Raw genomic sequence first — 13,039 nt, forward strand, 5'->3', positions numbered from 1 at the left:
GCCTTATCGTTTCGCAATTGCGGGTGTATCGTATTCGCCTTTTTGGGGGCTGCGGCCCGCAGTCGTGAGAGGTGGTGCATGTCCTTTACCCGTCGACAAGTGCTGGTCGGTCTGGCCGGCTTGGGTGTGGTCGGGTTGGGCGCAGGCGGCGCGCGCTATTGGCTGGGGCGGCCGGAGAATGTGGCCACCCACGACTATGAGCTGATCGCTGCGCCACTGGACATGGAGCTGGTGCCCGGGCACGTGACGCCGGCCTGGGCCTATGGCGGTCAGGCGCCGGGTGTCGAGCTGCGCTGCCGTCAGGGCGAACGCCTGCGGGTGCGCTTCATCAACAAGCTGGAGGTGCAGACCACCATCCACTGGCATGGCATCCGCCTGCCGCTGGAAATGGACGGCGTGCCCTATGTGTCCCAGGCACCGGTGCTGCCCGGTGAATACTTCGATTACAACTTCATCTGCCACGATGCCGGCAGCTTCTGGTACCACCCGCACACCGCCAGCGCCGAACAGCTGGGGCGCGGGCTGGTCGGTCCGCTGATCGTCGAGGAGCGCGAGCCTACGGGCTTTCTGCATGAGCGCACGCTCAGCCTGAAGACCTGGCACATCGACGAGCAAGGGGCCTTCACCGACTTCCTAGTGCCGCGCCAGGCCGCGCGGGAAGGTACGCGCGGTCGGCTGAGCACCATCAATGGTGCTCCCAACCCGGTGCTGGAACTGCCGGCCGGGCAGGTGGTGCGCCTGCGTCTGATCAACGTCGACAACACCATCACCTACCGCCTCAACCTGCCGGGTGGCGATGCCCGCCTTTATGCGCTGGATGGCAACCCGGTCGAGCCGCGGCCCTTGGGCAAGGAATACTGGCTGGGGCCCGGCATGCGCATCGACCTGGCCCTGCGGGTGCCGGCCGAGGGGCAGGAACTGCCGCTGCGCAACGGCCCGCTGCGCCTGGCGACGTTCAAGAGCGTGGCCAGTGCGGCGCCCGCCGGTGACTGGCCGCCGGCCTTGCCGGCCAACCCGATCGCCGAGCCTGACCTTGAGCGCGCCGAAACCCTGCGCTTCAACTTCGAGTGGGCGGCGATGCTGTCCGGTGATGTGGAGCGGGGCGGCAGCTACAAGTACTGGCAGATCAACGGCCAGGCCTGGGACATCAACGACAAGACCTGCGCGGACCGTCCCATCGCCACCCTGAAGAAGGACGGTCATTACATCTTCGTGCTGCGCAACATGGCCCAGTACCAGCACCCGATTCACCTGCACGGCATGACCTTCAAGGTGCTGAGCTCGGACCGGCGCAGGATCATCCCGTACTTCACCGACACCTACCTGCTGGGCAAGAACGAGACCGCTCGCATCGCCTTCGTCGCCGATAATCCGGGTGTGTGGATGTTCCACTGCCACGTGATCGATCACATGGAAACCGGCCTGATGGCCGCCATCGAGGTCGTCTAGCGCGAAGGGCTGTCGGCGGCTCGATCCAGCCGTCACAATAGGCGGCCTGTGCGCGGTGTGCCGTGCCTCCTGAATCGTGCTTTCCATTCGCCCGAATCCGCCCCGTAACCGGGGTGTGGATAATCGGACGCAGTAACGCCCTGGATGAGTCAATGAGAAAACCGCAGATCGTCGATCGCAGCCTGGATCAGCACTTCATGCGCGAAGCCCTGGCCCTGGCCGCCGAAGGCGCCGCGCTGGGCGAGGTGCCGGTGGGGGCCGTGCTGGTGCACGACGGTGTGATCGTCGGCCGTGGCTTCAATTGCCCGATTTCCACCCACGACCCCAGCGCCCATGCGGAAATGGTCGCCATTCGCGCGGCGGCCCAGGCGCTGGAGAACTATCGCCTGCCCGGCAGCACGCTGTACGTGACCCTGGAGCCCTGCAGCATGTGTTCGGGGTTGATCGTGCATTCGCGCATCCAGCGCGTGGTGTACGGCGCCACCGAGCCCAAGGCCGGGGTGGCGGTGAGCCAGGGGAATTTCTTCAGCCAGGGCTTTCTCAATCACCGGGTGCTGATCGAGGGCGGGGTGCTGGGCGAGGAGTGTGGGGCAGTGCTGAGCGCGTTCTTCAAGGCGCGGCGCGAGAGCCGCTAGGCGCTTCGACTAGAGCGGTGGCGTGTCTTTCTGGGGTGGGCTCTTGTTGACCCCGGGGGTATGCAGGCCGCTTTCCGCCACCTGGCTGCCTTCCAGCTGCGGCTGCGTCACCCAGGTCAGGATGTCGTAGTAGCGACGAATGTTTCGTACGAAGTGCACCGGCTCGCCGCCACGGGCGTAGCCGTAGCGGGTCTTGCTGTACCACTGCTTCTGCGACAGGCGCGGCAGAATCTTCTGCACGTCCAGCCACTTGTCGGGGTTCAGGCCTTCGGCCTCGGTCAGCTTGCGGGCGTCTTCCAGGTGACCGCCACCGACGTTGTAGGCCGCCAGGGCGAACCAGGTACGGTCCGGTTCCTGAATGCTTTCCGGCAGCTGTTCCTTGACGTGCACGATGTACTTGGCGCCGCCCTCGATGCTCTGCTTGGGGTCGAGGCGGTTTGAGACGCCCATGGCCTGGGCCGTGCGCAGGGTCAGCATCATCAGGCCGCGGACCCCGGTCTTGGAGGTGGCGGTCGGCTGCCACAGTGACTCCTGATACCCCATGGCCGCCAGCAGGCGCCAGTCCAGGCCCTGTTCCTGGGCCGCCTGACGGAAATGTTTCTCGTAGCGGGGCAGGCGCTGCTGCAGGTGCTTGGCGAAGGTGTAGGCGCCCACGTAGCCCAGTACGTCGACATGGCCGTAGTAGCGGTCCTTCAGGCGCTTCAGGCTGCCGTTCTCGTCGGCGCGCTTGAGGAAGGCGTTGACCTCGTCCAGCAAGCTGGTGTCTTCGCCAGCCGCCACGGCCCAGGCCAGGCTGCGCGAGTCGCCGAGGTCGAAGGCGACGCGTACGTTGGGGAAGTACACTTGGTTCATCGCCAGCTCGTTGGAGTCGACCAGGGTCAGGTCGATCTGGCCTTCGTCGACCATGCGCAGCAGGTCGACCACTTCGACGGCGGACGACTCTTCGTACTCGAGGTCGGGGAATTCCTGTTTCAGCAGGGCCAGCTGTTCGGCGTGGCTGCTGCCCTTGAGCACCAGGATGCGTTTGCCGAGCAGGTCGTCCGGGCGGGTCGGGCGGCGCTGCCCGTTGCGGTAGATGACCTGGGGGGTGACATCCAGATACGGCAGCGAAAAGCGCGCGATCTGCTGCCGGCCGTCGCTTTCCACCAGACCGGCGGCAGCCAGCACGGGGCCGCCCGGACGGCCAAGGCTGGAAAACAGGTCGTCGAGGTTGTCGGCGGTCTCGATTTCCAGCTTCAGGTCCATGTCGTCGGCGAAGCGCTTCACCAGCTCGTATTCGAAGCCGGTTTCGCCGTTACGATCCTGGAAGTAGGTGGCTGGGCTATTGCGGGTGACCACGCGCAGCACACCCTCCGCCTGTACGCGCTCGAGTGTGCTGGGTTCTTCAGCACAGCCGCCGAGCAGCAGGAGGATTCCGATCGCTGACAGCCAGCTGGCGTAGCGCGTGCGGAACGCGGATTGGGCAAACATCCGCGCAGTATACGCAAAGCTTTCAGTGCGCCATATCTCGACAGCATTGCGCTTCTCTGATAGCACGCTGCGTCGCACTCGTGCTCCGCTACGGGTGCCCCGGCGAGCCGCTTTAGGCTAGAATGCACGGCCTCAAAGTACACCCCCTTCCCAGAGGCTGTCTCCGATGTTGATCCTGCGCGGCGCTCCCGCCCTTTCTGCTTTCCGCCACGGTAAATTGCTCGAGCAAGTGACCAGCAAAGTCCCCGCTGTGACTGGGCTGTATGCCGAGTTCGCGCATTTTGCCGATGTCACCGGCGTGCTCTCCGCCGACGAGGAGCAGGTATTGGCCCGTCTGTTGAAGTACGGCCCGAGCGTCCCGGTGCAGGAGCCGACCGGCCGTCTGTTCCTGACCATCCCGCGTTTCGGCACCATTTCGCCGTGGTCGAGCAAGGCCAGTGACATCGCCCGCAACTGCGGCCTGGCCAAGATCCAGCGGATCGAACGCGGGATTGCCTACTACGTGACCGGCGAGCTGAGCCAGGCTGATGCGCAGCAGGTTGCAGCCCTGCTGCACGACCGCATGACCCAGACGGTCCTGGAAAGCCTGGAAGAGGCGGCCGGCCTGTTCAGTCATGCCTCGCCCAAGCCGCTGACCTCCATCGACGTCCTCGGCGGCGGCCGCGCGGCGCTGGAAACCGCCAACGTCGAGCTGGGCCTGGCCCTGGCCGAAGACGAGATCGATTACCTGGTCGCGGCGTTCCAGGGGCTCAAGCGCAACCCGCACGACATCGAGCTGATGATGTTCGCCCAGGCCAACTCCGAGCACTGCCGTCACAAGATCTTCAACGCCAGTTGGGACATCGACGGCGAAAGCCAGGAAAAAAGCCTGTTCGGCATGATCAAGAACACCTACCAGATGCACAACGAAGGTGTGCTGTCCGCGTACAAGGACAACGCCTCGGTGATCGTTGGTAGCGTGGCCGGTCGGTTCTTCCCGAACCCTGAAACGCGCCAGTATGGTGCAGTGCAGGAGCCGGTTCACATCCTGATGAAGGTCGAGACCCACAACCACCCGACCGCCATTTCGCCGTTCTCCGGTGCGTCCACCGGTTCCGGTGGCGAGATTCGCGACGAAGGCGCCACCGGCCGCGGTGCCAAGCCGAAGGCCGGCCTGACCGGTTTCACCGTGTCCAACCTGCAGATCCCGGGCTTCGAACAGCCGTGGGAAAAGCCGTACGGCAAGCCGGACCGCATCGTCACCCCGTTGAGCATCATGATCGACGGCCCCCTGGGCGGCGCGGCGTTCAACAACGAGTTCGGTCGTCCGGCGCTGACCGGTTACTTCCGGACCTTCGAGCAGTCGATCGCCACCCCGCATGGCGAAGAAGTGCGCGGCTACCACAAGCCGATCATGCTCGCCGGCGGCATGGGCAACATCCGTGAAGACCACGTGCAGAAGGGCGAAATCACTGTCGGCGCCAAGCTGATCGTGCTCGGCGGTCCCGCCATGCTGATCGGCCTGGGCGGTGGCGCTGCGTCGTCGGTCGCCACCGGTGCCAGCTCGGCTGACCTGGACTTCGCCTCCGTGCAGCGCGAAAACCCTGAAATGGAGCGCCGTTGCCAGGAGGTCATCGACCGCTGCTGGCAGCTGGGCGACAAGAACCCGATCGCCTTCATCCACGACGTGGGTGCTGGCGGCATCTCCAACGCCTTCCCGGAGCTGGTCAACGACGGTGGCCGCGGTGGTCGCTTCGAACTGCGCAACGTGCCGAACGACGAGCCGGGCATGGCCCCGCACGAAATCTGGAGCAACGAGTCCCAGGAACGTTACGTGCTGGCCGTCAGCGCCGCCGACTTCGAGCGTTTCCAGGCCATCTGCGAGCGCGAGCGCTGCCCGTTCGCGGTGGTCGGCGAAGCCACCGAAGAGCCGCAGCTGACCGTAACCGACAGTCATTTCGGCAACACCCCGGTGGACATGCCGCTGGAAGTGCTGCTCGGCAAGCCACCGCGCATGCACCGTTCAGTCACCCGCGAAGCCGAGCTGGGCGATGACTTCGACCCGAGCGCGCTGAACCTGGACGAGTCGGTCGAGCGCGTGCTGCGTCACCCGGCCGTGGCCAGCAAGAGCTTCCTGATCACCATTGGCGACCGCACCATCACCGGCCTCGTGGCCCGCGACCAGATGGTCGGCCCCTGGCAGGTTCCGGTGGCCGACGTGGCCGTCACTGCCACCAGCTTCGACGTCTACACCGGCGAAGCCATGGCCATGGGCGAGCGCACGCCGCTGGCGCTGCTGGATGCCCCGGCCTCCGGCCGCATGGCGATTGGCGAGACCCTGACCAACCTGGCGGCCTCGTCCATCGCGAAGATTTCCGACATCAAGCTGTCGGCCAACTGGATGTCCGCTGCCGGTCACCCGGGTGAAGACGCGCGTCTGTACGACGCGGTCAAGGCGGTCGGCATGCAGCTCTGCCCGGAGCTGGGCCTGACCATCCCGGTCGGCAAGGACTCCATGTCGATGAAGACCAAGTGGAGCGAGGAGGGCACCGAGAAGAGCGTGACCTCGCCGATGTCGCTGATCGTGACCGGCTTCGCCCCCGTGACCGACGTTCGCAAGACCCTGACCCCGCAACTGCGCATGGACAAGGGCGAGACCGACCTGATCCTGATCGACCTGGGCCGTGGCCAGAACCGCATGGGCGCCTCGATCCTGGCCCAGGTGTATGGTCAGATCGGTCGCCAGGCGCCGGACGTCGACGACGCCGAAGACCTCAAGGCCTTCTTCGCCGTGATCCAGGGCCTCAATGCCGACGGTCACCTGCTGGCGTACCACGACCGTTCCGACGGCGGCCTGCTGACCACCGTGCTGGAAATGGCCTTTGCTGGTCATTGCGGCCTGAACCTGTTCCTCGATGCCCTGGCCGACAACCGCGACGAGCTGGCGGCCGTGCTGTTCAACGAAGAGCTGGGCGCGGTGATCCAGGTTCGCCAGGACGCCACCCCGGATATCCTGGCCCAGTTCAGTGCTGCCGGCCTGGATGATTGCGTCGCGGTCATCGGCCAGCCGGTCAACAACGGCGAAGTCGCCATCAGCTTCAACGGCCAGCCGGTGTTCGGCGGCCAGCGCCGCATGCTGCAGCGTCAGTGGGCCGAGACCAGCTACCAGATCCAGCGCCTGCGCGATAACGCCCAGTGTGCCGATCAGGAGTTCGACGCCCTGCTGGAAGAAGACAACCCGGGCCTGAGCGTCAAGCTCGGCTTCGACGTCAACGACGACGTCGCCGCGCCGTATATCAAGAAGGGCGTGCGTCCGCAGATTGCCGTGCTGCGCGAGCAGGGCGTCAACGGCCAGGTCGAGATGGCCGCCGCCTTCGACCGTGCCGGCTTCGATGCCATCGACGTGCACATGAGCGACATCCTCAGTGGCCGTGTCAGCCTGGACGTGTTCAAGGGCCTGGTGGCGTGCGGTGGCTTCTCCTACGGCGACGTGCTCGGCGCCGGTGAGGGCTGGGCCAAGTCGATCCTCTTCAACGCCCGTGCCCGTGACGGCTTCCAGGCCTTCTTCGAGCGCAAGGACAGCTTCGCCCTGGGTGTGTGCAACGGTTGCCAGATGATGTCCAACCTGCACGAGCTGATCCCGGGCAGCGAGTTCTGGCCGCACTTCGTGCGCAACCGCTCCGAGCAGTTCGAAGCGCGGGTGGCCATGGTGCAGGTGCAGGAATCGGCGTCGATCTTCCTGCGTGGCATGGCCGGTTCGCGCATGCCGATCGCCATCGCCCACGGCGAAGGCCATGCCGAGTTCGAAAGCGAGGAAGCGCTGCTGGAAGCGGATCTGTCCGGTTGCGTGTCGATGCGTTTCGTCGATAACCACGGCAAGGTCACCGAAACCTACCCGGCCAACCCCAACGGCTCGCCGCGCGGGATTACCGGCCTCACCAGCCGTGACGGTCGCGTGACCATCATGATGCCGCACCCGGAGCGCGTGTTCCGCGCCGTGCAGAACTCCTGGAAGCCGGATGACTGGCAGGAAGATGCAGGCTGGATGCGTATGTTCCGTAACGCCCGCGTGTGGGTGGACTGAGTGCACGGGGTGCTGACTCATGGTCGATGAGTCAGCGCCACGTCTCCCCGAGGTTCGCCAGGTTCACCCTGGCGAGACCTTGCTGCTGTGCCGCTGCGGGCGGTCTCCCGCGCTTCCCGATTGCTCTGGCGCCCCTTGCACCGACGGTGTACGGGTCGAGATCACCCGCGAGCAACGCCTGCTGCTGTGCCGTTGCGGCGCATCACGCCAACTTCCCTACTGCGATGGCAGCCACAGTCCGCCCGCGCCTGGCCTGTCGGCCAAGTGGCGGCGATTCTGGCACGGCCAGTAAGGCACCCCCTCCCTGGAACGCTTGGACGAATCATGAGTCGAATCAACGGCCTGTGATGGATTTCATGCGTCTTTGATGCGGCAAAGTGCCATTATTCTGTGGCATGATATTTCGGTCGTGATGAGGCGGTACCGCCTGCGGAGTGCTCGATGTACAAACTGTGTTTCTACGTCCCGGAAACTCATCTGGACGCTGTGAAGAAAGCGGTATTTGCCGCGGGTGGCGGGCGCGTCGGTGCCTATGACAGCTGCTGCTGGCAGACCCTAGGCCAGGGCCAGTTCCGCCCGTTGGAAGGCAGTCAGCCCTATCTGGGCCAGGTCGGCAGCGTGGAGCACGTGGCGGAGTGGAAGGTCGAGCTGGTGGTCGCCGATGAGCTCATCCACGATGCGGTCAAGGGCTTGAAGAAAAGCCACCCCTACGAGACCCCGGCCTTCGAAGTCTGGCGCCTGTCGGACATGCAGTTCTGAGCGAGTCGTGTCGCGGAATGAAAAAAGGCGCCGTTCGGGCGCCTTTTTTGTGACTGCTGGAAGGGTCAGGGACGAATTTCGATCAGCGTGCCGTCCTTGACCAGGGTCCAGATTTCGCGCATGTCGCTGTTCTTCATGGCGATGCAGCCCTCGGTCCAGTCCAGGGTATGGAAGAACCACTCCGGGTATTCCTCGTCCAGCGGGGTGCCGTGGATCATGATCATGCTGCCGGCGGACACGCCTTTCTCCCGTGCCTTGGCCACGTCCCGGGCGTTGGGGTAGGAGATGTGCAGGGACAGGTTGAACTTGTCGCTGGTCTTGCGCCAGTCGATCCAGTAGAAGCCTTCCGGCGTGCGCAGGTCGCCTTCCTGCTGCTTGGCCCCGGTGGGCTGCTTGCCCAGGGAAATGCGGTAGGTCTTGAGTGGCTCGCCACGGCTGATCAGCTGCAGTTTGCGTTCGGATTTCACCACCAGCACCTTGTCGACGGGGCGGCCGTCGAGGGTCGTGGTGGTCGTGGCCTGGGCAGAGGCCACAAGCGTCAGGCAGAGCAGGGCGAACAACCAACGCATTGGAACGGTATCCCGAAGATCAGTCGAATTTCTTGACGTGTGCGAGCAAGGCTGCGAGAGGTTCATTGCGGACCGGGTACGCATGCTGCTGCCGGTCGGCGAAGTAGCATTCTAAGGTACGGCCTATGGTCGGGAAAGCCAGCTCGGACCAAGGGATGTCGTGTTCGTGAAACAGTCGGACCTCCAGGCTCTCGTCGCCGGCGGCGAAGTCCAGGTCCACCAGTTCGGCGCGGAACATCATGTACACCTGGTTGATGTGCGGCAGGTCGAACAGGGTGTACAGCGCCAGGTTGCGCACCCGGGCGCAGGCTTCTTCGACGGTTTCCCGGGCGGCGGCCTGTTCGACGGTCTCGCCGTTCTCCATGAAGCCGGCCGGCAAGGTCCAGTAGCCGCGGCGCGGCTCGATGGCGCGGCGGCACAGCAGCACCTGCTCGCCCCAGACCGGCAGGCAGCCGGCGACGATGCGCGGGTTCTCGTAATGGATGGTGTGGCAATGCCCGCACACGTGGCGCAGGCGGTTGTCACCCTCCGGGATGCGCTGGGCGACCGGGTTGCCGCAGCTGCTGCAGAACTTCATGCCGAAATCCTCTGGAATACCGGCCTATCTTGCGTGTGGCGCGGCCTGGCGGCAAGCCGCTGACAGTGCAATCGATGGCGCCGTATGGCCGGGTGGGGGTTGGGAGCCGGCGGCTTTCGTGCCATCATCCCGGTCAGAACAAAAGACCGAGAACGCCCCATGCTCGATGAGCTACTGCACCGCGTGCGTGGCTACAGCCCTCGCCTCCTGGAGACGGACCGCAACTTCCCCGAAGCTGCGGTGCTGGTGCCGCTCACCCGCAGCGATGAACCTGAGGTGGTGCTGACCCTGCGTGCCAGTGGCTTGTCTACCCACGGGGGCGAGGTGGCGTTCCCGGGCGGGCGACGTGACCCGGAGGACCCGGACCTGATCCGCACCGCGCTGCGCGAGGCGGAGGAGGAGATCGGCCTGCCACCGGGGCTGGTCGAGGTGATCGGTCCGCTCAGCACCCTGGTGTCGCGTCATGGTATCCAGGTCACGCCCTATGTCGGCGTGGTGCCGGATTTCGTCGATTACCAGGCCAACGACGCCGAGATCGCCTCGGTATTTTCCGTGCCGCTGGCGTTCTTCCGTGAAGACCCTCGGGAGATGACCCACCGCATCGATTACCTGGGGCAGAGCTGGTACGTGCCGAGCTATCGCTACGGCGAATACAAGATCTGGGGGTTGACCGCGATCATGCTGGTCGAGCTGGTCAACCTGGTGTACGACGCCGGGATCGCCCTGCATCAGCCGCCCGAGCACTTCGTTCCCCTTACCTGAGCCGCTACTAGAGCGGACGCCTAGCCGCCGAAACGAGGAAGCCCCCATGAAGTACCGCCTGGGACCATCGCAGGTCGACGCGCATCCGGACAGCTGGACCGCCCCCACCGCCACGCTGGTCGGCAAGGTCAAGCTGGAGCCGGGGGCGAGTGTCTGGTTCGGCGCGGTGCTGCGCGGTGACAACGAGCTGATTCATATCGGCGAGAACAGCAACGTCCAGGACGGCACGGTGATGCACACCGACATGGGCTATCCGCTGAACATCGGCAAGGGCGTCACCATTGGCCATAACGCCATGTTGCATGGCTGCACGGTGGGCGACTACAGCCTGATCGGCATCAACGCCGTGGTCCTCAACGGCGCCAAGATCGGCAAGTACTGCATCATCGGCGCCAACGCGCTGATCGCCGAAGGCAAGGAAATCCCCGATGGCTCACTGGTCGTGGGCTCGCCGGGCAAGGTGGTGCGCGAGCTGACCGAGCCGCAGAAGAAAATGCTGGAAGCCAGCGCCGCACACTATGTGCACAACGCCCAGCGCTATGCGCGGGACCTGCACGAGCAAGACGATCAATGACTGACGAACGCCCCGTCGCCTCGCCCTGCGTGCATGTCTGCGCGCTGGACGAGGAAGATATCTGCATCGGTTGCCAGCGCAACGTTGCCGAAATTACACGCTGGAGCCTCATGGACAATGCCGAGCGCCGCCAGGTGCTGCAGCGTTGCCATCAGCGTGCCGAAGCCAAGGGCGTGCTGCTGTAGGCGCACGCCCCCGACCATTCATAGCCACCGTTATTCCAAGGAAATCCCTATGCCCCGTATCGGAACCCCGCTGTCGCCGAGCGCGACCCGTGTCTTGCTTTGTGGCTCTGGCGAGCTCGGCAAGGAAGTGGTGATCGAACTGCAGCGCCTCGGTGTCGAGGTGATCGCGGTGGATCGCTACGCCAATGCCCCGGCCATGCAGGTTGCCCATCGCAGTCACGTGGTCAACATGCTCGACGGTGCCGCCCTGCGTGCCGTGATCGAACTGGAGAAGCCGCACTACATCGTGCCGGAGATCGAGGCGATCGCCACCGCGACCCTGGTAGAGCTGGAAAACGAAGGCTACACCGTGATCCCCAGCGCCCGCGCTGCGCAGCTGACCATGAATCGCGAAGGCATTCGTCGCCTGGCGGCCGAGGAGCTGGGCCTGCCGACCTCGCCGTACCAGTTCGCCGACTCCTTCGAGGAGTGCCAGGCCGCCGTCGAGAAAATCGGTTTCCCGTGCCTGATCAAGCCGATCATGAGCTCCTCGGGCAAGGGCCAGTCGCTGCTCAAAGGCATCGATGACCTGCAGGCCGCGTGGGATTACGCCCAGGCTGGTGGCCGTGCCGGCAAGGGCCGGGTGATCGTCGAGGGCTTCGTCGACTTCGACTACGAAATTGCGCTGCTCACCGTGCGTCATGCCGGTGGCACCACCTTCTGTGCGCCAGTGGGGCACCGTCAGGTCAAGGGCGACTACCAGGAATCCTGGCAGCCGCAGCCCATGAGCCCGAAAGCCCAGGCTGAAGCCGAGCGCATCGCCCTGGCCGTCACCGGCTCCCTGGGTGGCCGCGGCTTGTTTGGCGTCGAGCTGTTCGTCAAAGGCGACCAGGTGTGGTTCTGCGAAATCTCGCCGCGCCCGCACGACACCGGCCTGGTGACCCTGATTTCCCAGGACCTGTCCGAGTTCGCCCTGCATGCCCGCGCCATTCTCGGTCTGCCGATTCCGGTGATTCGCCAGAACGGCCCGTCCGCCTCGGCGGTGGTGCTGGTCGAGGGCGAGTCGCAGCAGGTCAGCTTCGGCAACCTGGGCGCTGCCCTGGCTGAGCCGGACACTGCGCTGCGTCTGTTTGGCAAGCCGGAAGTCAGTGGTCAGCGCCGCATGGGCGTCGCCCTGGCCCGTGACGAATCGCTGGAAGCGGCCCGCGCCAAGGCGACCCGTGCAGCGAAGGCGGTCAACGTCGAGTTGTGATGCGCGGGCGGGCCATTGCCTGGTGGCTGGCGGCACTGTTCGTGCTGCCGCTGGCCATGCCGCTGGCGCTGCAGACAAAGCGCCGTGCCCTGAGGCTGGCACCGGCCGCCGGCCCGATCCAGGGCGTGGCGGGTAGCGAGTGGCGCGGCGAGCCGTTGCGTTTGCTGCTGGTGGGGGAGTCCACCGTGGCTGGTGTCGGCGTCAGTTGCCAGCAGCAGGCGCTGGCCGGCTGCCTGGCGCAGGAGCTGGCGGCTCGCTGTCGTCGCCCGGTGCACTGGCGCGCCTGCGGCGAAAACGGCATCACCGCTGTCGAGGCCTGCGAGCGGCTATTGCCGCAAGGGCTGGCCGAACCTGCCGATCTGGTGCTACTGGTCTTCGGCGTCAATGACACCACGCACCTGACGCCTCTGGCCCGCTGGGAAGCCTCGTTGACCTGTCTGGTCGATCGCTTTTCTGCCGAGGGTGCCCAGGTGATGCTGAGCGCGGTTCCGCCCCTGCAGCACTTTTCTGCGTTGCCGTGGCTGTTGCGGGGCGTGTTGGGTGCGCGTGCGGCGCTGCTGGATGAGTGTGTGCGGCGCGTGGCCGAGCCGCGTGGCGCGACCCATTGCCCGATGGCGCTGATGTTCTCGCCGGACTTTCTCGCGGTGGACGGTTATCACCCGTCTGCACTCGGCTACCGCCTCTGGGCGCAAGGCCTGGCCGAAACGATCATGCCGTCTGCCGGCTGAGCGCGCTGCACGGGGCGGCGGTCAGCCGCAACAAGCA

General features: G+C 65.4%; 13 protein-coding genes. 10 read left to right on the forward strand and 3 right to left on the reverse strand.

Going from position 1 to position 13,039, the window contains the following annotated elements; all coding sequences use genetic code 11:
• Positions 1-78 precede the first annotated feature (78 nt).
• Positions 79-1,449: a multicopper oxidase family protein gene (locus tag N5C28_RS14885; protein WP_279823443.1), complete on the forward strand. Its 1,371-nt coding sequence runs from the start codon at positions 79-81 to the stop codon at positions 1,447-1,449.
• Between the two features lie 152 nt (positions 1,450-1,601).
• Positions 1,602-2,084 carry a tRNA adenosine(34) deaminase TadA gene (gene tadA / locus N5C28_RS14890; RefSeq protein WP_279823444.1) on the forward strand — a complete coding sequence of 161 codons (483 nt, stop codon included), beginning with the start codon at positions 1,602-1,604 and terminating at the stop codon, positions 2,082-2,084.
• A 9-nt stretch (positions 2,085-2,093) separates the two neighbouring features.
• Here tadA and mltF read toward each other — a convergent pair whose 3' ends face one another.
• A complete protein-coding gene (mltF, locus tag N5C28_RS14895; protein WP_279823445.1) occupies positions 2,094-3,554 on the reverse strand; it encodes a membrane-bound lytic murein transglycosylase MltF in 1,461 nt (486 codons plus the stop codon).
• Between the two features lie 166 nt (positions 3,555-3,720).
• Between mltF and purL the strand changes: the two genes are divergently transcribed.
• The 3 genes from purL (at position 3,721) to N5C28_RS14910 (ending at position 8,376) form a co-directional block, all read left to right on the forward strand.
• Positions 3,721-7,617, forward strand: coding sequence for a phosphoribosylformylglycinamidine synthase (gene purL / locus N5C28_RS14900; protein ID WP_279823447.1), 3,897 nt, complete (start codon positions 3,721-3,723; stop codon positions 7,615-7,617).
• A 19-nt stretch (positions 7,618-7,636) separates the two neighbouring features.
• Positions 7,637-7,909, forward strand: coding sequence for a CDGSH iron-sulfur domain-containing protein (locus tag N5C28_RS14905; protein WP_279823448.1), 273 nt, complete (start codon positions 7,637-7,639; stop codon positions 7,907-7,909).
• Positions 7,910-8,058: 149 nt separating this feature from the next.
• Positions 8,059-8,376 (forward strand): YqfO family protein, encoded by a 318-nt coding sequence (locus N5C28_RS14910; protein ID WP_279823450.1) that lies wholly within the window; start codon positions 8,059-8,061, stop codon positions 8,374-8,376.
• A 65-nt stretch (positions 8,377-8,441) separates the two neighbouring features.
• Here N5C28_RS14910 and N5C28_RS14915 read toward each other — a convergent pair whose 3' ends face one another.
• Both N5C28_RS14915 and N5C28_RS14920 read right to left on the reverse strand, forming a co-directional pair.
• Positions 8,442-8,945, reverse strand: coding sequence for a L,D-transpeptidase family protein (locus N5C28_RS14915; protein WP_279823451.1), 504 nt, complete (start codon positions 8,943-8,945; stop codon positions 8,442-8,444).
• A gap of 19 nt (positions 8,946-8,964) precedes the next feature.
• Entirely contained in the window at positions 8,965-9,522 is a 558-nt protein-coding gene (locus N5C28_RS14920) for an NUDIX hydrolase (protein ID WP_279823452.1), read from the reverse strand.
• A gap of 159 nt (positions 9,523-9,681) precedes the next feature.
• Between N5C28_RS14920 and N5C28_RS14925 the strand changes: the two genes are divergently transcribed.
• Genes N5C28_RS14925 through N5C28_RS14945 form a run of 5 tightly spaced genes read left to right on the forward strand, consistent with a single transcriptional unit; the run spans position 9,682 to position 13,002 of the window.
• On the forward strand, positions 9,682-10,284 hold the full coding sequence (locus N5C28_RS14925; RefSeq protein ID WP_279823453.1) for a CoA pyrophosphatase: 603 nt from the start codon (positions 9,682-9,684) through the stop codon (positions 10,282-10,284).
• 46 nt (positions 10,285-10,330) lie between these two features.
• A complete protein-coding gene (locus N5C28_RS14930; protein ID WP_279823454.1) occupies positions 10,331-10,858 on the forward strand; it encodes a gamma carbonic anhydrase family protein in 528 nt (175 codons plus the stop codon).
• Positions 10,855-11,043, forward strand: coding sequence for a DUF1289 domain-containing protein (locus N5C28_RS14935; RefSeq protein WP_279823455.1), 189 nt, complete (start codon positions 10,855-10,857; stop codon positions 11,041-11,043). The genes N5C28_RS14930 and N5C28_RS14935 overlap by 4 nt, the downstream gene beginning before the upstream one ends.
• Positions 11,044-11,092: 49 nt before the next feature.
• The gene (purT, locus tag N5C28_RS14940) at positions 11,093-12,274 is read left to right on the forward strand and encodes a formate-dependent phosphoribosylglycinamide formyltransferase (RefSeq protein WP_279823456.1); all 1,182 of its coding nucleotides are present in this window, start codon (positions 11,093-11,095) and stop codon (positions 12,272-12,274) included.
• Positions 12,274-13,002: an SGNH/GDSL hydrolase family protein gene (locus tag N5C28_RS14945; RefSeq protein WP_279823458.1), complete on the forward strand. Its 729-nt coding sequence runs from the start codon at positions 12,274-12,276 to the stop codon at positions 13,000-13,002. Before purT ends, N5C28_RS14945 begins: the two co-directional genes overlap by 1 nt.
• Positions 13,003-13,039: the final 37 nt, after the last annotated feature.

The sequence above is a fragment of the Pseudomonas sp. GD03944 genome, from assembly GCF_029839275.1.
In the GTDB taxonomy this organism is placed as follows: Bacteria; Pseudomonadota; Gammaproteobacteria; order Pseudomonadales; family Pseudomonadaceae; genus Aquipseudomonas.

Excerpts from the sequence above, each read along its gene's own strand:
- N5C28_RS14885 (WP_279823443.1), top strand. The coding sequence starts at position 79 with ATGTCCTTTACCCGTCGACAAGTGCTGGTCGGTCTGGCCGGCTTGGGT.
- tadA (WP_279823444.1), top strand. The coding sequence starts at position 1,602 with ATGAGAAAACCGCAGATCGTCGATCGCAGCCTGGATCAGCACTTCATG.
- mltF (WP_279823445.1), bottom strand. The coding sequence starts at position 3,554 with ATGTTTGCCCAATCCGCGTTCCGCACGCGCTACGCCAGCTGGCTGTCA.
- purL (WP_279823447.1), top strand. The coding sequence starts at position 3,721 with ATGTTGATCCTGCGCGGCGCTCCCGCCCTTTCTGCTTTCCGCCACGGT.
- N5C28_RS14905 (WP_279823448.1), top strand. The coding sequence starts at position 7,637 with ATGGTCGATGAGTCAGCGCCACGTCTCCCCGAGGTTCGCCAGGTTCAC.
- N5C28_RS14910 (WP_279823450.1), top strand. The coding sequence starts at position 8,059 with ATGTACAAACTGTGTTTCTACGTCCCGGAAACTCATCTGGACGCTGTG.
- N5C28_RS14915 (WP_279823451.1), bottom strand. The coding sequence starts at position 8,945 with ATGCGTTGGTTGTTCGCCCTGCTCTGCCTGACGCTTGTGGCCTCTGCC.
- N5C28_RS14920 (WP_279823452.1), bottom strand. The coding sequence starts at position 9,522 with ATGAAGTTCTGCAGCAGCTGCGGCAACCCGGTCGCCCAGCGCATCCCG.
- N5C28_RS14925 (WP_279823453.1), top strand. The coding sequence starts at position 9,682 with ATGCTCGATGAGCTACTGCACCGCGTGCGTGGCTACAGCCCTCGCCTC.
- N5C28_RS14930 (WP_279823454.1), top strand. The coding sequence starts at position 10,331 with ATGAAGTACCGCCTGGGACCATCGCAGGTCGACGCGCATCCGGACAGC.
- N5C28_RS14935 (WP_279823455.1), top strand. The coding sequence starts at position 10,855 with ATGACTGACGAACGCCCCGTCGCCTCGCCCTGCGTGCATGTCTGCGCG.
- purT (WP_279823456.1), top strand. The coding sequence starts at position 11,093 with ATGCCCCGTATCGGAACCCCGCTGTCGCCGAGCGCGACCCGTGTCTTG.
- N5C28_RS14945 (WP_279823458.1), top strand. The coding sequence starts at position 12,274 with ATGCGCGGGCGGGCCATTGCCTGGTGGCTGGCGGCACTGTTCGTGCTG.